Source organism: Bradyrhizobium sp. dw_411 (assembly GCF_018449695.1).
Classification (GTDB): domain Bacteria; phylum Pseudomonadota; class Alphaproteobacteria; order Rhizobiales; family Xanthobacteraceae; genus Bradyrhizobium.
In genome coordinates this window covers 44,284-61,167 of record NZ_JAAVUY010000004.1, presented here as the reverse complement: position 1 = coordinate 61,167, position 16,884 = coordinate 44,284, and the positions used below count along the sequence as shown (strand labels likewise).

The window sequence follows — 16,884 nt, the reverse complement described above, 5'->3', positions numbered from 1 at the left end:
TCGTTATCACTCGAAATTGTTTGAGCACCGCTGGTAACTACTATCCACCGCTACAGTCAATTATAGAATCCAAACCGCGCAATCTTAAGTCTGTAATTCTTCGATCGTGTCCGTACTTAACCGAATGTTTTTAACGACGGCGCGCATCGAAGAATTCTTTTCTGATCAACGCGACATGCACAAGCAACTTAAGTGCTTCTTCGCAGCCGATAACAACCGCCACATCTCAATGACTGGCCTGACGCGCCGTTGCCGCGATCTCAAACAGCGTACTTGCGAAATCATCTGAGCATGGCACCTCGCCGAATATCTGAATGACGTCCAGTTTATCGCTCGAAGCAGCCGACCTGCGAAGGACGACGGATCCTACATTTCCGAAAACCGTCAAAAGACGCTGAGCGCACGCGATCGCAGCGCTTTCGCTAATGCAGCGCACCGGCGCACCAACGACAACGTCATCGTCAATAGCCACAAATGGCAATGCCGCAAATTTTGGAAACTGGTCCGTCAATTTGACTATCTCCGCTTACGGCCCCCGCGCCTGTCGATTCATTCTCGATCGAGACCGCACCTGGTAATTACGATCAGTACGTTGCGCTTCGGATTGCCGCCAGCGACGCAATCGAACTCGCAGGCGACCGCTCTAATATTTTAAGCAAGATACAGATGACGAATATCGGCATGTTTCACCCGTCTTTCCAGAAAGGTTGCATGTAGCGACCACCCAATTACGGAGAGCCGAATCCACAACAGCCAAGACGCCAATAAATTTGCATCCGATCCGTGGTTCCGCCAATGGGTCGTCGAAAATAAGATAGCTATCGTATAATTCGCGCGTTAGCCGAAAATTCCTTCCAGCGCAGCAAGCCCGGAAGAAACTTTACCATCATGTGAACTCTGTTATCGCGGACCAGCCTTGCTACGGACTGTCGCCTGCGTAACGAAACTGTTCGGAGGCACGTCTTCCGTCAGCCAGACGTTCCCGCCAATCGTCGATCCCTGCCCGATCACGATGCGGCCAAGGATGGTCGCGCCCGCATAGATGATGACGTCGTCTTCGACGACAGGATGCCGGGCGGCTCCCTTGACGATATTTCCCTCATTGTCAGTTGGGAAATGCCGCGCTCCGAGCGTGACTGCTTGATAGATCCGTACCCGTTCGCCAATAACCGTGGTCTCGCCGATCACGACCCCGGTTCCGTGATCGATGAAGAAACTCGGACCGATGTCGGCACCCGGATGAATGTCGATGCCGGTTTTGGTATGCGCAATCTCGGCGATCAGGCGAGCCACCAGTCTTGCACCCAGACGATACAGAACATGGGCGATCCGATGATGGATGATAGCGGTCATGCCGGGATAGCCGATCAGGATCTCCGGAAAGCTGGTCGCGGCGGGATCCCCGACGAACGCTGCGCGGAGATCGCTGACGAGCACACCGCGGGTTTCCGGCAGCGTCGACGCAAACGTTCGGGTCAGCTCGATCGCGTCTTGCAAGGCCTGATCGGACGCCGGCCCATCGGACACAAACAGGCTGCCGCGGTGCACCTGTTCAAAAAGTCCGTTGAGCGCGATATTCAGCGCATTGCCAACGAAATAATCGATATTCTCGGTGTCGAGGTCGGATCTCCCATAGTGCCGCGGAAATATTGCTTCCACGAGTCCGTCGACTATGGTTTCCAGCGCTTCACGCGACGGCGCCCGGCGGATCGGACCATCCTGCCTGATATTGTGCAGGACGTCGCGCGACTTCCGCAACTCCGCAACAATACGGTCGAGACGCCACCGCGACTCGACGTTGACACCTTGATCGTTCACTGACTGCGCTGGTCCACGCACCCCTGTATCGACACTCATCCCCAAACCCTCTGGAATATGCCTTGCGAAACAATGTCGTACCCGCCGCCGATATTGAATTCCAAAACCTTCGACCGGGCGGCGCATCCGTTCTCCGGAACAAGTTCTTTACGAAAGGAATGTGGCGCGCAGGCTATCCGTCGCCGGGACGAAGGCATAATTTCGTCTACCGTCTTCCTGTGCTACACTCATTTGATCGATCCAACGGCGACAGCATCCCAATGAGCGAAACAACGGCTATGACGATCCCAAGGCCAATCGCTGAAATATCGAGCTATCATGCTCATATCTATTATGACCCAGCGACCACGAGACCTACGGCTGAACAGTTGCGTACCTGGATCGGTGAACGTTTTCCGGTGCAGCTTGGCCGTTGGCATGACGTGCGCGTCGGCCCTCACGATGGTGCGATGTTTCAAGTCGCCTTTGCCAAAGAGCATTTCGCAACATTGGTACCGTGGCTGATGCTCAACCACGGCGGCCTGAGTATCCTCGTTCATCCCAATACGGTGAACCCGCGAAGGGATCACGCCGACGATCCCTTCTGGATCGGAACATCGCTTCCGATTCACGACGAAAAATTGCCTTCGGAAAGCGAACTCGAAGGCGCTCCGCAGCCAAACACTGCGCCGCATCTTACCCCATAAGCATTGCCTGATTTAGGGTAGATATCGCCGCAAGCAATCCGGGCAGCGTCAACACGTTGCGCGTTGCTTGGCTGCGGCCATTCGCGATTCTCGCCGGCGTCGGCCGGACCATCGAGAAGATTATTACGCGATTGTTTCAACTCGGGTGATGGCTATTGGCCGCAAATTTAGGGAACGATAGACATTCTCTTATTTTTTCAACTTGCTTGACGCAGCCGGTATGCGGTGGCTCGATTGCATGATCGCACTCAAGCAATCAGTCAAAGTCGCTCCGTTACAGGTCTCTCCAACAGACGTTGGTTTTCAAATCACGCCGATAGGCTCCGATATGTCCGATAATTACATCATAGAGACTCACCATGGTGCGGCGGGCCTCGTCGTCAGGGATCGCCTTGGCTTTGTGTTTTTCTCCGCAACCAGGGAATTTGACGTCCTGGATGGAAAGTCGTTTGCCAGTCCGCAGCACGCGACCGCGGCTGCGATCCGGCAATCGACGAATCCTGTCCAACACCAAAGCCAGTGAGGAAATTAGCAAGTGATGCTGCAACAGAGATCGAGCAAGCAACATATTGTCGACAAGAAGCGCCGACCCGCCGAGCGGGAATGGACAGCCGTCGATAAATTCAGGCTAAAGGGCATGGCCAAACAAGCCCTCCCCGCCGGAAAAATTGCGCGAACATTGAGGCGGCCGGTTGATGCAACCGTCACGATGGCAACCAAGCTCGGCTATCGTTTGATGTGATGAAATGATCTGCGATTCGGCATTCGCTGCGCGAAATGTCGCCGCTCAGCCAACCCGGCGACGCTGCAAATTATGCAATGCGCGCGAAGTGACATTGCGGATTTCAGTGGGGCCTGTCGGATTCGAACACCGCATGTTTGGCTGTACGATCTGCGTCTATGTCGAAGAGATCGTTTCGGCCGCAGATCCACGCAGAGCTGACGCGGTCGGCTGGCTGGCCGCGACATAGGTCTACGGCACATTAGGTGATCGCGTGTTTTTCCAGAAATTTGACGGCATCGCCAACGGTCAAAATAAATTCCGCGGCATCGTCGGTAATCTCGAAACCAAATTCCCGTTCGAACTTGATCGCCATTTCAACCATATCCAGGCTGTCGGCACCAAGGTCATCAATGAAATTGGCGGTGTCCACGACATCGTCAGGATCGACGATCAGTTGGTCGACTACGATTGTTCTGACGCGTTCCGCAATAGTGCGTTCGGCAACGTCGAGCATCATTCAAGCCTCCACGATTGATCGTTATGTCACCGCAAAAACTGGATCCTTCACTCCGTGGCTGGCAAACGTCGCAAGGTAAACTGAATCTGCCCATCGGGAAGCTGCCGCCAGCGTTCGACGATTTTCTGGTATCCGCGCTTTGAGATATCGCCAATGATGGCGCGGACTTCGAGCCGCGCTGCCTCTAGTGGCAGCGTGAACGTCTCAAGGATAACATCGTCTATTTCGATCTTGCGCGGTTCCTTGATCTTGCGAAGCCCGCTCTGCAAGCGAGTCCGATCCGAAAGTTGCCTGGATTGATCGGGAGATTCTCGCCGCGGCCGCGCGGCAGTTGCTCGCGCGCGCTCAGGCCCGGGCAGTTCGGACGTATGTTTCACTTCCCTGAGTTTATCGTTCGGCATTCGCCGCTCGCTAATTGACTAACGCCAGACTATCGCTCGGCGAAAAATCGTCCATTTCGTTTTTCCCATCACAAAGAGAAGGCCATTCTTCGGATGGAACCGGCGTGCGGATGACGGACCGTGGTAATGACATCCGCGTTCCCCCTCAAAAAGCTCAGGAAGAAGGCACGGAGACGATTCCGCAAACCGGCGTGCCCTCAGATCGACCGCCGTCAATCGGTCGCGCAACGACCATTAGTTCGCGGCAAATGGCAATTGATATGGACGGCCGAACGGCACGCCTTCGCGCACGGTTTGCACTGCCTTGAGATATGCCTTGCCGGTACGCGGATTGTTCGAGGTGTCGAGCAACTGTACCGGCCCCTCGATAAGCTCAAGAATTGATACGTCGCCGGGTGCACCGATCTGAAGCGTGCCGAGTTTTGGCACCTTCCCGATGATCGTCGCGGGTTTGATGGTCGCAGCCGCGATAACGTCCTCGAGCGAGAAGCCCAGCGCCAGAAATTTGCTCAAGACCCAGGGCAAATAGGGCTGGCTCGGCGTGTTTGCAGCAACCACATGCACATCGCTGGAAATGGTGTCAAAGGTCAGCCCCTGCTGGATTGCCGCCTCCGCGATATCGAAATTGAAACTGCCTGCTCCGTGCCCGACGTCGATAAGTACCCCGCGCTTTTTTGCTTCCAGCAGTGCCGGCAGAACCTTGCCGTTCTGCACGGTGTTATTACCAAGACTGCTGTAGGGGTGCGTCAGGATATCGCCCGGGCGCAGCGTATTGACCAGGACCTGCAAATCACCGGGTGCATCTCCGATGTGGCACATTACCCGGCCCTTGGTGCCGGAGAGTTCAACGGCTTCGATGGCGCGCTTGAGCGGCTCGATCCCGTTGTTGCCGACGATGGCCAGGGTTTCCCGCACCTTCGCGCCGAGCACGATATCCTGATTTTCAGCGATGGTCCGCGCGGTCGCATCGGCATCGGCATATTTGATATTTTCGGTCTCGCCGACCGGGAAGCCGGCCAGTCCGATCGTGGAGATGTTCACGAAAGCAAAAACCCGGCTGCGGGATTGCGCCACCAAGGCCCGCTTGAATGCCGAGAAGTTATTAGCCCCGGCATCACCGGCGCTTACATAGGTGGTGGTGCCGGAGAATGGCACCAATTCATCGGGCGGAATGCCAATTGCGGATCCATACGCATAAATATGCGTATGCAGATCGACCAGACCGGGCGTGACCAGTTTTCCCTTGGCGTCGATAGAGCGCTTGGCACGCGCCGGATCAATCGTGGGTTCGACCGCGGCAATCTGACCATATCGAATGCCGACGTCACGAATGCCACGTAAGTTTTGACTGGGATCAATGACTTCACCGCCCCGGATCACGAGGTCGAAAGGCTCAGCGGCGAATGTCGGACCTTCGCCGGCTATGATGGCGCCGGCCAGCGCCGTCGTTCCAATCAATAAATCGCGTCGTGACGGATTGCGCATATTAATCCCCAAGCCTTTGGCTGCATCTGGCAGAAACATGGCTTTGCTATAGCGCATACCCTCCGCATTTAGTTTGCCTTGATTGGACTAACACGACGTCGTTGTTCTCCAGTATTGACTTCAAATGAAACGAACATTCCCGAAGCACCACTAAAAGTGCCGAAGCGTTGACGGAATGATTCTGGTTTGACATCCAGGATCATCTGCCCTGCATCACCTAAACGTGCATCGACAATGCAATAGCCGTTCAGGGCGTTATGCTTCATGGATAACAAGGATTTTTGGCGTCTACGCGCTTTGTATACGACGAACAAAACTTGCATAAAATTCCCGCTGGTCAGTTCGATCGTTCTCAATCGCGCCGACTATTTGGAACTTCCTCTTGTTTTATTTCAATTGCTTGACTCAGCTTTTGCGCCTCCTACACAAAGACTCTCAAACAACAATTCAGGTCTTTGCAGAGGATTAGATATGGCCTCCGTTACTCTTTCCCGCCGCGCGGTGTTGACCATCGGTGGCGCCGTCGCTTTGTCCGGCTCGGCGGTGTTCGCCCAAACGACGCGTGTCGCGAAGATCGGCCTGGTGCAATCCACGACGGGCGGATCAGCCGCGCTCTATGGCATCCAGCAAAAGCAGGCGATCGAGCTGGCCTTTGCGGAAATCAATGCTGCGAATACCCTCAAGGACATCAAACTGGAAGCGATCCATGCGGACGATGGCGCGGATCGCGGCCAGACCGTCAACATTTTCCAGCGGCTCATTCGCCAGGACAAGGTCGTCGCCATTCTCGGACCGACCTTGTCCAATTCTGCCTTCGCTGCCGATCCGATCGCCCAGCAGGCCGGCATACCGGTGATCGCGAGTTCGAATACGGCGCCGAATCTCACCAAGATGGGTGACTTTATTTTTCGCACCAGCATTCCGGAAGACCAGGTATTTCCCACCGTGTTGCGCTATGCCGTACAGAAGCGCGGCATCAAAAAGGTGGCATTGATTTACGGGCTCGACGATGCGCTCACGCGCGGGGCACATGATGTGCAGAAAAAGGCCGTAACGGAACTTGGCCTTGAACAGGTCGGCATCGAAAGCTACCAGCGGGGCGACGTCGATTTCTCCGCGCAACTCACCAAAATCCGTGAACAGAAGCCCGACGCCGTCATCCTTGGCACGCTTGCCGAGGAAGCCGCCGCCATCTTGCGGCAGGCGCGCCAGCTCGGCTTCGACGACAAGATCACTTTCATCGGCTGCAACGCCAATATCTCGGCCAAATTGTTTGATCTGGCGGGCCCGGCCGCCGACGGTATCATCGTCGGCGCGTCGTGGTTTGAAGGTTACGACAGCCCGCGCAGCAAGGCATTCGTTGCCGCCTACCAGAAGCGTTACGGCTCATCGCCGGACATTTATGCCGCCCAGGGCTACGATGCGGCCTATCTGCTCGCCGAAGCTATCAGGCGCGCCGACGATGTGACCAACAGCCGGCTCACGCGCGACAAGCTCGCATCGATCAGTGATTTCGAAGGCGTGCTCGGGCGTTTTGGCTGGTCGGCGGATCGCGACGCAACGGTGCAGCCCAAGGTGCTGATCGGCGACGGCAAGAGCAAAGTCTTCGTCGCGGCGGCGACAAGCTGAGTCTGACGTGCTTGTTCAGCAGCTTGTGAATGGCGTCTCGCTCGGCGCCATTTACGCCGTTTTTGCCATCGGTTTCACGCTCGTCTTCGGCGTCATGAACGTGCTCAATCTGTCGCAAGGCGCGGTCTTCATGTGGGGCGCGTATGTGGGGCTTGAAGTCGTTCGCACCCTGGCGTTGCCGTTGCCTCTGGCCATCCTTGCTGCGGCGACCGCCGCGGGCTTGCTTGGCGTGTTGAGCGAGGTGCTGGTGTTCCGGCCGTTGCAACGGCGTGGTGCGCATCGCTGGATGGGCATGGTCGGCGGCCTCGCGCTGGCCCGGATCCTGATCGGGCTCGCGCAGGAAATATTCGGCACGCAGGTCGTGCGCTATCCGGACAATGCGCTTGCGGGCGCCGCACTGGAACTGCTGGGTGCCCGCCTGCAACTTCTGCAGATTGTCGCCATCGGCGCGGCGCTCTTGATGGTGATCGCGCTTGCCGCGTTGCTGCGCTACACCAATGTCGGACGCGCCATCCGGACCGTGGCATTCAGTGAAAATGTCGCCCGTCTGGTTGGCGTGCCGGTGGATCGAATCCGGCTGATGACCTTTTTCGTTTCCGGTGCGTTGGCCGGAGGCGCCGGCGTATTGTGGTCGCTCCTGTTCCAGTCGGTTTCACCCTTCATGGGTGACGGCATCCTGCTCAAGGGCCTGACAGTGTTGATCCTCGGAGGCCTTGGCAATATCGTGGGCGCACTTGTGGGCGGCGTGCTGCTCGGACTGGTCGAAGTCGCAAGCGTCGTCGTCGTCGGTTCGGGTTACCGCGATGCGGTTGGGTTCGGTATCGTCCTTCTGATCCTGTTGACCAGGCCGACCGGTTTGTTCGCCACGCGCGAGACCACGCGCGCATGACCGATCTTTTTTATGCCTATCACAATGTCATCGATCTCTGCCTGCTGAATTCCATGCTCGCGTTCGGCTGCTTTATCCTGCTCGGCGTCAATCTCTTCTCGCTGGCGACGGGTGGGCTGATGGCGATCGGGGCCTACCTCTCGATCTGGCTTACCATGCAGCAGGGCTGGAGCTTCGCGCCGGCACTGACGGCTGCCCTTGTGGCGGCATCTCTCGCGGCTTTTGGCCTCGGCTCGCTGGTGCTGCGGCTGCGCGGTGACTACTTCACCATGGCGACACTGGCTTTTACGGAAGTCGTCCGGATCATTGCATTGAACTGGGATTCGGTGACCGGCGGTGCACTCGGGGTCTTCGGTATCCCGCAGCTTACCGAAACATGGCAGCTTGCGGGGCTGCTTGCGCTGGTCATCTACCTCATCTGGGCGGTACGTCATTCGGCTGTTGGTGAGCGCATGCGTGCCATTGCCGCTGACGAACTCGCTGTCTCCACCGCAGGCCACGATGTCGCGCGCTTCAAGCTTGCGTTGTTCACGGCGTCCGGTGCCATCGCCGGGTTAGGTGGCGGACTGGCGGCGCATCTCAATATGTTCATTGCTCCCGGCGATTTTGGGTTTCTGCGCAGCGTGGATACCGTGATTGCGCCGGTATTGGGCGGGGTGTGGAACTTGGCCGGCCCCGTGATCGGCGCGAGTGTTCTTGTCGTCCTGCCGGAGGCTTTGCGCTTCTCGGCCCAGATGCGAGAAATCCTTATCGGCGTGACGATGCTGGCGGTCGTGCTGTTTCTGCCGGCTGGCCTGGTTGGCCTGCCGAAATTGTCACGGCGGAGGGCGGCATCGTGACTCCGCTTCTGGAACTGCGGAGCGTCTCGCGACATTTCGGCGGTGTCGCGGCATTATCGAATGTCTCTTTTTCGTTGCCGCGCGGTGCGGTGATCGGTCTCATTGGACCGAACGGCTCGGGCAAGACCACGCTGATGAATGTGATCAGCGGCGTCGACGCGCCGACTGACGGCGCTATATTGCTGGACGGCGCGCCGGTGCAAGGGTTGCCCGCAAACCTGCTGGCGCGGCGCGGCATCGCCCGCACGTTCCAGCATATTCGCCTGATTCCGGACCTGACAGCCCTGCAGAATGTCACGCTGGCGCTGCGGACGCCTTCGGCGGGAGCATTGGACATCTTGCTGCGCCTGCCGCGATTGGGACGAATAGAACGCGATCGCCGCGCCTGCGGCCTGAAGCTGCTTGATCAGGTCGGTGCCGGTCAGCACGCCGACACCCTCGCCGGCGGCTTGTCTTATGGCGACCGCCGGCGGATCGAAATCGCCCGCGCACTTGCGTCCGAGCCGCGGCTTCTGTTGCTCGATGAACCGGCCGCCGGTATGACCCATAGCGAACGGACTTCCCTGCGAGATCTCATCGCAGGCCTGCCCGAGCGTGGCCTCACCGTCCTGCTGGTCGAACACGATATGGATCTTGTGATGGGCGTATGTGACGAAATTCATGTGCTCAATCAGGGGAATTCAATCGCGTCCGGAAAGCCGGAGGCCGTGCGCTCCGATCCGAAAGTGATTGAAGCCTATCTGGGAGCCGAAGATGCTTGAGGTTGTCGGCCTTTCCTCGGGCTATGGCGGTCCTGCCGTATTGAAGGACGTGTCGCTGCATGTCGGCGCAGGTGAAATCGTCACGGTCATCGGTACAAATGGCGCTGGCAAGACCACCCTGCTCAATACGTTAGCGGGACTGCTGCGCCCGCTGGGCGGCGTGGTTCGACTGGACGGCGAGCCGATCAGCGGCCGCCCGACCGAAAAGATCGTCCGTGCGGGCCTGTCCCTTGTGCCGGAGGGCCGACAGGTTATTGCGCCGCTCAGCGTAGAGGAAAACCTGCGCGTCGGCGCTTACGGTCGCAAGGGTGGCGGCTCCGCAGACACGCTCGCGGCAATCTACGATCGCTTTCCCCGTCTGAAAGAGCGCCGCCGCCAGCCGGCGGGCCTGTTGTCCGGCGGTGAGCAACAGATGCTCGCCATCGGCCGTGCGCTGATGGCTGGGCCGCGGGTACTGCTGCTGGACGAGCCCTCCATGGGCCTTGCACCGCTAATAGTCTCGGAGATATTCGCACTGCTGGACGAACTGAACAAGCAAGGCCTGACTGTGCTGTTGGTCGAACAAAATGCACGCAAAGCGCTGGCTCTTGCCAAGCGCGGCTATGTCCTCGAAGGGGGCCGCATCGTGTTGGAAGGCCCGGCTGAGCAACTGGCCCGGTCGCCGGCCATTGTGGAAGCATATCTCGGTGCTTCGGCGGAAGTCGCAGCATGAAGATAATGCTCTGCATATCCGCCATATCCGCCACCACGATGCGCATCATGTAGTCTGCGTCGCGAGCCATGCGAGCATCGTTCGAACACCACACATCGCGGCGTCGGCGGCGAACTTCCTGCCAAATCCTGGACTGCGGTAGAAAAAGGGCGTGTCGCGTGGGTTACGCGATGGAGGTTGCTGGACTCGACACGTACCCACGCGACAAGCAAGTTCTGAAACGGCAGGTTGATCATTGCGGTTAGCCCGCCAATCCAATCAATCGTAAGAACAAACGTCTACCAGTCAATGAAAGGAAACAAGCGTTGTTTGCGCAAGCTTGCAACAATCGCATTACATTCGGAGCTCCCGCCGGAAAGATCATGGTCGCAGCCGCGGCCCATCTGCATAACCTAGGAAGGTTCGTTCGAATGAAGAACTTGACGAAGCCATGATGAGAGGCTTGGTTGGGAATGTACCGAGCCATCGCCATCCCGCAATCCATCAAGGTAATTGCCGATGCGCATCCTGCTTTTGATATTCCTGCTACTGCTTCCTCTTCAGGCCGGCCACGCTGAGCCGCTTTGGCAAACACTGCCCCCGACACCCGCGCCGGTCCCCGGACAACATATCGGCCGTGCCAACGTCAACGGCATCAACCTTTACTACGCAACTATCGGCCACGGTTCCCCGGTCGTTCTTCTACACGGCGGACTTTCGAATTCGAACTATTGGGGCCATCAGGTCAGGGTTCTCGCCCGGCGTCACACCGTGATCGTCATGGACAGCCGCGGCCATGGGCGAAGTACGCGTGACACCCGCCCTTACGGTTACGATCTCATGGCCGATGACGTTGTCGCGCTGCTCGACACGCTACATATCGCGAAAGCCGATGTAGTGGGCTGGAGCGATGGTGCCATCCTCGGCCTCGATCTCGCCATCCGTCATCCGGAGCGGGTAGGCAAAGTGTTTGCATTCGCCGCCAACACCATCACGTCAGGTGTCCAGGAAGGTGTTGAAAAGGCCCCGGTGTTTGCGCGATTTATCGAGCGCGCGAAAGGCGAATACGCCAAGCTATCTGCGACACCGAAGGACTATGATGCCTTCGTCGCTCAGATCACCAGGATGTGGGAGACCGAACCCAACTGGACCGACGCCCAGTTACAATCGATTCACGCGCAAGTCCTGGTGGTCGACGGCGATCACGACGAGGCGATCAAGCGCGCGCATACCGAATATATTGCCGCCACGATCCCGAACGCAGGCCTCTTGATCCTGCCCAATACCAGTCACTTCGCATTCCTGCAGGATCCCGCGCTCTTCAACGCCGCGCTGCTGCATTTTCTTGATAACGAGTAAACCCGGAGGCGACGCCCCTGCGCAAGGATTTCGCGTAACGGGAAGCAGGCAATTCCAGCAGCAGTCTCAGTCCAGACGCCGCGGCAACGATGACTCATCCGGGCGTCGCAACAGCTCGAGGATATGACGTTTCAGGCGCACGAACTCGATTTCGGTGACAAGCTGCGGATGGCGCGGCCTGTCGAATGACAGAACTATGTCTTCGATCACGCGTCCCGGCCTTGCGCTCATCACGATGATCCGATCGGCAAGAAACAGCGCCTCGTCGATATCGTGGGTTACAAATACGGTTGTAGTCGGAATCTTGCTCCAGATGTCGAGCAGAACCTCCTGCATCATGCTGCGGGTCTGCGCATCGAGTGCGCTGAAGGGTTCGTCCATCAAGAGCACCCGGGGCGGATTGATAAGAACCCGCGCGATCTCGACACGCTGCTGCATCCCGCCGGAGAGCTGCGACGGGTAGAACCGTTCGAAGCCCGAAAGGCCCACCAGCTTCAGGAATTGATCGGCGGCACGGTACCGCTCGACCTTGCCCAGGCCCCGCATCTTTGGACCAAAAGCGACGTTGTCACGCACGTTCTTCCAGGGAAACCATTCGGGTTGCGATAGGAACGCAGGATAAAATTGGGAAGATCAAGTTCACGGAATGAACTTGATGACGACCGACACCCTAACGAGATTTTGAAGAAACTCCGGCCTATATACTGGTTCCCGGGGGTGCCAAGCGGCGGCGGACCAAGGGGGCCGACGACAATGACCAGCGCAATCGCCGCCTTTGCGGCCGGGTTTCTCAAGCCGTGAGACCCGCTGGGGCCGAATTGGGGCCAAGTGAGCGTTTGTTCACACCTCGTTCTTGACCCTGCTGATCCTAAGTGATTGATGTCGCAGCAACGGAAGGGTGGCCGAGTGGTTTAAGGCACCGGTCTTGAAATACACCCGCATCTGTTCAGTGGGGTCCATATGCGTCTAGCTTAGTCCACTGACGCAAGGACTTCCGCTTAGACTTTGCCGTATGCCGTCTTGGCCGGTCTCGCTAAGTCCGGCACGGTATTGCTCCAATTGGGACACGGGTTGGGACAAGGTATTGCCCGATGATCGAGAACGATCTCGTCGCTAAGGCCCGCGCCATCATTGCTCGACTTGATGCCGCCACGCTACCGGTCACGAGGACGGTACTTATACGGGGCGCTGACGGCACTGAATGGCGACCAAGACCCGCCAATTGTCACTCTAATGTTGCGACGTGGGTGCATCACAAACCTGACCACAAGCATGTTCCGGGATATGTGATTTTTCGCCCGCTCCCCCCTTTGACGTACTACTGGGAGGTGGCCGCTCATGCCGTCGTGGAGATCGAAGACGGCTCGCTTGTTGATATCACACCGTCAGGTGCCAGCCAGATGTATCCGTTCATCCGACACGAGGGATCGATTGAAGATTTTCAAGCGTTTGCGGATGCCGTCAGCGTGCGCGTGCCGGTGTAAAAAGGCGCGGACCTGAGCCCGCAAACTGGATAGCCCCTCCCCGACTCTAGGAGAGCCCGCTGGTGAGTCCGGGATTGGCGGGCTGACTTGGCCCTGGTTGATCGGCAAGCGGGAACCGACGGCGGCGCGCGCTCGGTAGCGCCGCAACGCAACGTGGGACTACCCCTCCGCCGGAGGTTGTAACGGGACTTATGGAGGGCAATCACCACAAGTCGTCCAACAGGCTGTTTCTTGCTGTTCGCAAAATCGAAGCTCATCAACAAAACCACGCTGGTTTTTCACATAACTGCAGCTTTGGGCGTTATCGACTCGTCCCCCCATCCTTCTGCAGACGTTCATTTTGCAAGCCACCCTAGTATCCACACATCTATCCCTACATGGGCCACATTGCGGATTAACGATCGTGGGCGGATTGACCGCAGGCTGGTTGAAAAACTGAGCTGTCGAAGCTTGCGGCAAGCAAGTCCCCAGCAGCAAAACGAAGGTCAAAGCTCGAGCGCGTTTTATCACTCTTCCCTCCCGGATCGACAATTAAGGCCATTAAAATTATAAGCGATGCAGTTTTGGCCTGCGCTCGTCCCCTTGCCGCCGAACCCCTTCTCCCACCCGCAACGACCCAGAATCGTTCCGCGCGTATGGGTCGCCGGCTTTTGTTTTCCGGCGGCCCATCGGTTTCATTGGTTCAGTCTACTGGCATGGCTGCCCGGTCACAGTGCAAACCGGTCAATGTCAGCTACCTCTCGGAAGGTCGTCTCTTAGCCCACGTAGTAGGTTCCGCCTGGAGAACAACGTAACGAGCAATTCGCGTTGCACGCGCCGTTATGATCCCAGCAATAGCAATCGCCATCCCTGACGCGGAGATCCCAATAGTCGCCTTGATTTTGCAATGTGGCGTTGCTCACACCACCGGTAGTGTACCACACTGAGACTGTGCAGCGCCCGTTGTACCGGTTAATAAATCGACAGTTTCCATCAAGCAGTTTTGGGTTTGCGCTTAGCTTTTGTTCCTGTTTGACGACCATTGCGTCGGGCATCGATGCGCCGGCGCCGTCTGACGAGCTTTTCGAGGGAGTAGAAGAATGTTGATCACTCATCTTAAAACCTCCAATAAATAATTTACAACCTCTGATAATTATCATGCTTTAGGCTCATACACGCTGCGGCTGTATGACGCTGGTGCTCGCCCCAAGGCCGTCAGGCCACGGGACGGCGCGCAGAAGGGCCGCCAGTGTGAATGGCGGCCCCTCCTAAATTCATCGCAGCAGCCGCCTCGCATGCGCGGTGGTCCGCTGTCGGTTGCGCTTCCGCCCGATCGGCGCCGACGCTCAGGAAGGCGCCCCTGTTCCAGATGCAAACGCAATGAAGCGCTCCATGTATTCTGTCGCATCTGTGGGCGACCATAATCCCTGCTGGATCGATTGCTTTAAGGCGCTGCCGACTGGCCTGTGTTCGATCTTCTGGAACATTTCCACATAAGCCTCCAACAGTTCGGGCGAGACGTCGTCAACGCTGGTCGCAAGTGCATCGAAACAATATGCGGATTCGGGCCTTCCGCTCTCATGTCTCGCATAGTGTGCGAAGGCTTCGAATTGCATCTTGAGGACTCTTCTGTCTTCGATCAAATTTCGCATGTTATTTCCTCCGCGAGCGTGGGTCCGGGCGCCAGCGTTCGTACGTGGGCGCCCGGGATAGATATCGTCTATCGCTTCGTCCGTCTTGCGTGCGCGGCCAACCGTTGCCGGCGCTTCATGACGTCGGCCCGTGCTTCCCTTTCCCGTATCTCGCGATCGGGCGAAGTGAGAGCCGCACGGTACGGAGCAGGTAGAAAGCCAGCGACTCGCCGGCACCACCGCCCCGCATGATCTCCTGCGGCAGCACGCTGAAATTCCTCTCGAGATACAGCAGCAGGTCGACCAGCGCCTTCGCATCGGTTGGCATCACGATCAACAAGTTGCGCGCCGAGGCCTGCATTTCCCCGTAGAGCCGTACCTGCTCCTGCCGTGCCGCTTCGATATTGGCTGGCGGGAGATTTTCAGATTCGGCCGCGGCCACCCAGGCCACTGCTTTCGCATAACGGTCCCGGGAAGCTTTGTGCTCGTCGATGTCGCGCTGAACGCACTCGCGAGATCGCCAATCGGACTCTATCGGAGCCTCGTACTCCGGCTCGTTGTTGATCGGGATGGCCTTTCGCTTGGGAAAAAGGCCGGTCGCCTCGGGGAACGTGATGACGTTGCTTGACATGGTTCAGGCCCTCACTTCTGCGGGTCCGGAAACCAGATACGGTCCGGAGATCCAATACCTGCGTGGCCTCCTTTTCGATGCGAGGGCTTCGGCCCGCTCCAATTCGGCGGATACAACGGCGCCGACCTGGTCGAGGGTCAGGCCGATCCGGATCAGGCATCGGACAAACCGCAGCAGCGCGAGGTCGACGTCCCCAAACGGGTTGGGAGAGTCACTGGCGCGGTTTCCGCTCTCGGGTTGTCCGGTAGCGGGTTGATGGGAAAACGAATCCACGGACTCCGCACGGGGCGGAAACATGGGTCTTTCGATGGTCATGGGATTTTACTTCTCGGTTTGGCTTTCTACAGCCGTCACCGGCAACGGGCCGGCAGCCGGAGGGTAGAAACCTGCCGAGAAGACAGGTGCGACGCTTTTACCCCTTGCGAGGCTGGACAGAACGGCGCCCTCCGGCCATGATGGCCCGATCGGTGCCGCGCCGCTAAGCGCGTCCGTGAGTATCCTCCCTCTCGGGAAGATACGGTTCAGCCGCCGCCACGTCGCTTGCAGGCGACAAGGCAATTCCTTGCAGGGAATGCGGCCATATTCTCGGTCAGGGTTTCTACACCCACTGACCATGCTCCGCTGATTTGGTTAAAAAAGCAATTCCCCTCAACGGGGGGCTTTTGCGCGCGCCGCCCGGTGGATTGCGGGGAAGTTGCCGCATTCGGATTCGCCAAGCGCCGCTTAGCATGATCGCCTGTCCCCAATCGGAGGACTGCATCATGACTGCGCCAGTGCCTGAAACGCTCGAACGCGAGAAGGACAAGCTGTATCTTACCGATGCAGAGTTGATCCGGCGCATTGGTGTGCCCGAAAAGATCATGCGATCGATGTTGCCGGGGCTTGAGAGCAAGTACAATTTTCCGAGGAAGCAGCCGCTCTTTGGTTCGAGGCGGTACTGGCCGGCGGTCAAAGCATGGCTGGATAAGCACAACGGGCTGCCGATCCCGTCGAACCCTCGTTGACGTGGCCGTGGACTTGCCCGAAGTTACAACGCCAGATGAGCTAGCGAAGCGCTGCGGTTGGTCTGCAAGGCGCGTCCGAAACCTGGCGCGACAGCTCGGCGCATGCCGCATTCTCGGCAACCGTATGGTGCTGACGAAACAGGATGTTGAAGCGATTTTGGAGGCGACCAGACCAAAGCCGTTGCCAGCTTTTTCACCGCGCCAGTTAGGGCGGTCAGGGCCACCTTTCCCGAGCGGCGGCTATGCGGGACTTCTGAAGCTTCGAAAGCAGACGGAAAAGACGAAGCGACCTCGTCAGCCAAGAGGGCGATTGCCAAGATCCAAACCGAAGGACGAAGTCTAACCGCCCCCCCTTT

Annotated in this window: 19 protein-coding genes and 1 pseudogene; 11 read left to right on the top strand and 9 right to left on the bottom strand. The window is 58.0% G+C overall.

Annotated features, from left to right (window positions below; all coding sequences use genetic code 11):
* Positions 1-226 precede the first annotated feature (226 nt).
* Both HB676_RS07565 and epsC read right to left on the bottom strand, forming a co-directional pair.
* Complete coding sequence (locus HB676_RS07565; protein WP_213737093.1) at positions 227-511, bottom strand: hypothetical protein; 285 nt, start codon at positions 509-511, stop codon at positions 227-229.
* Between the two features lie 389 nt (positions 512-900).
* A complete protein-coding gene (epsC, locus tag HB676_RS07560) occupies positions 901-1,818 on the bottom strand; it encodes a serine O-acetyltransferase EpsC (RefSeq protein ID WP_346347284.1) in 918 nt (305 codons plus the stop codon).
* A 62-nt stretch (positions 1,819-1,880) separates the two neighbouring features.
* Here epsC and HB676_RS07555 point away from each other — a divergent pair, with 62 nt between their 5' ends.
* From HB676_RS07555 to HB676_RS07545, 3 genes are all read left to right on the top strand, one after another.
* Positions 1,881-2,504: a DOPA 4,5-dioxygenase family protein gene (locus tag HB676_RS07555; RefSeq protein ID WP_346347283.1), complete on the top strand. Its 624-nt coding sequence runs from the start codon at positions 1,881-1,883 to the stop codon at positions 2,502-2,504.
* A 238-nt stretch (positions 2,505-2,742) separates the two neighbouring features.
* A complete protein-coding gene (locus tag HB676_RS07550) occupies positions 2,743-3,027 on the top strand; it encodes a hypothetical protein (protein ID WP_346347282.1) in 285 nt (94 codons plus the stop codon).
* A gap of 15 nt (positions 3,028-3,042) precedes the next feature.
* The gene (locus HB676_RS07545; protein ID WP_213737447.1) at positions 3,043-3,246 is read left to right on the top strand and encodes a hypothetical protein; all 204 of its coding nucleotides are present in this window, start codon (positions 3,043-3,045) and stop codon (positions 3,244-3,246) included.
* Positions 3,247-3,487: 241 nt separating this feature from the next.
* Here the strand turns inward: HB676_RS07545 and HB676_RS07540 are convergent, their stop codons facing one another.
* The 4 genes from HB676_RS07540 to HB676_RS07525 all read right to left on the bottom strand — a co-directional run bounded on the left by HB676_RS07540 (position 3,488) and on the right by HB676_RS07525 (position 5,954).
* Positions 3,488-3,742, bottom strand: a complete 255-nt coding sequence (locus tag HB676_RS07540; protein WP_213737446.1) for an acyl carrier protein — start codon at positions 3,740-3,742, stop codon at positions 3,488-3,490.
* Positions 3,743-3,792: 50 nt separating this feature from the next.
* The gene (locus tag HB676_RS07535; protein ID WP_213737475.1) at positions 3,793-4,014 is read right to left on the bottom strand and encodes a hypothetical protein; all 222 of its coding nucleotides are present in this window, start codon (positions 4,012-4,014) and stop codon (positions 3,793-3,795) included.
* 366 nt (positions 4,015-4,380) lie between these two features.
* The gene (locus HB676_RS07530; protein ID WP_213737091.1) at positions 4,381-5,631 is read right to left on the bottom strand and encodes an amidohydrolase/deacetylase family metallohydrolase; all 1,251 of its coding nucleotides are present in this window, start codon (positions 5,629-5,631) and stop codon (positions 4,381-4,383) included.
* A 68-nt stretch (positions 5,632-5,699) separates the two neighbouring features.
* Complete coding sequence (locus tag HB676_RS07525; RefSeq protein ID WP_213737090.1) at positions 5,700-5,954, bottom strand: hypothetical protein; 255 nt, start codon at positions 5,952-5,954, stop codon at positions 5,700-5,702.
* A 148-nt stretch (positions 5,955-6,102) separates the two neighbouring features.
* On the opposite strand from HB676_RS07525, the gene HB676_RS07520 reads away from it, so the two are divergent.
* The 6 genes from HB676_RS07520 to HB676_RS07495 all read left to right on the top strand — a co-directional run bounded on the left by HB676_RS07520 (position 6,103) and on the right by HB676_RS07495 (position 11,799).
* Positions 6,103-7,260 carry an ABC transporter substrate-binding protein gene (locus HB676_RS07520; protein WP_213737089.1) on the top strand — a complete coding sequence of 386 codons (1,158 nt, stop codon included), beginning with the start codon at positions 6,103-6,105 and terminating at the stop codon, positions 7,258-7,260.
* 7 nt (positions 7,261-7,267) lie between these two features.
* Positions 7,268-8,149 carry a branched-chain amino acid ABC transporter permease gene (locus HB676_RS07515; RefSeq protein ID WP_213737088.1) on the top strand — a complete coding sequence of 294 codons (882 nt, stop codon included), beginning with the start codon at positions 7,268-7,270 and terminating at the stop codon, positions 8,147-8,149.
* Entirely contained in the window at positions 8,146-8,988 is an 843-nt protein-coding gene (locus HB676_RS07510; protein ID WP_213737087.1) for a branched-chain amino acid ABC transporter permease, read from the top strand. The genes HB676_RS07515 and HB676_RS07510 overlap by 4 nt, the downstream gene beginning before the upstream one ends.
* Complete coding sequence (locus HB676_RS07505; RefSeq protein ID WP_213737086.1) at positions 8,985-9,749, top strand: ATP-binding cassette domain-containing protein; 765 nt, start codon at positions 8,985-8,987, stop codon at positions 9,747-9,749. Before HB676_RS07510 ends, HB676_RS07505 begins: the two co-directional genes overlap by 4 nt.
* A complete protein-coding gene (locus HB676_RS07500; protein WP_213737085.1) occupies positions 9,742-10,461 on the top strand; it encodes an ABC transporter ATP-binding protein in 720 nt (239 codons plus the stop codon). The genes HB676_RS07505 and HB676_RS07500 overlap by 8 nt, the downstream gene beginning before the upstream one ends.
* Before the next feature lie 498 nt (positions 10,462-10,959).
* Entirely contained in the window at positions 10,960-11,799 is an 840-nt protein-coding gene (locus HB676_RS07495; protein ID WP_213737084.1) for an alpha/beta hydrolase, read from the top strand.
* Between the two features lie 66 nt (positions 11,800-11,865).
* On the opposite strand, the pseudogene HB676_RS07490 reads toward HB676_RS07495, so the two are convergent.
* Positions 11,866-12,390 (bottom strand): annotated as a pseudogene (locus tag HB676_RS07490) (ATP-binding cassette domain-containing protein); the annotation flags it as partial.
* Between the two features lie 500 nt (positions 12,391-12,890).
* Here HB676_RS07490 and HB676_RS07485 point away from each other — a divergent pair.
* On the top strand, positions 12,891-13,283 hold the full coding sequence (locus HB676_RS07485) for a hypothetical protein (RefSeq protein WP_213737083.1): 393 nt from the start codon (positions 12,891-12,893) through the stop codon (positions 13,281-13,283).
* Between the two features lie 1,325 nt (positions 13,284-14,608).
* Here the strand turns inward: HB676_RS07485 and HB676_RS07480 are convergent.
* Together HB676_RS07480 and HB676_RS07475 are read right to left on the bottom strand one after the other, a co-directional pair.
* Positions 14,609-14,914, bottom strand: coding sequence for a hypothetical protein (locus HB676_RS07480; protein ID WP_213737082.1), 306 nt, complete (start codon positions 14,912-14,914; stop codon positions 14,609-14,611).
* A 115-nt stretch (positions 14,915-15,029) separates the two neighbouring features.
* Positions 15,030-15,524, bottom strand: a complete 495-nt coding sequence (locus tag HB676_RS07475) for a hypothetical protein (RefSeq protein WP_213737081.1) — start codon at positions 15,522-15,524, stop codon at positions 15,030-15,032.
* Between the two features lie 761 nt (positions 15,525-16,285).
* Here HB676_RS07475 and HB676_RS07470 point away from each other — a divergent pair.
* Positions 16,286-16,528: a winged helix-turn-helix domain-containing protein gene (locus tag HB676_RS07470; RefSeq protein WP_213737080.1), complete on the top strand. Its 243-nt coding sequence runs from the start codon at positions 16,286-16,288 to the stop codon at positions 16,526-16,528.
* Positions 16,529-16,884: the final 356 nt, after the last annotated feature.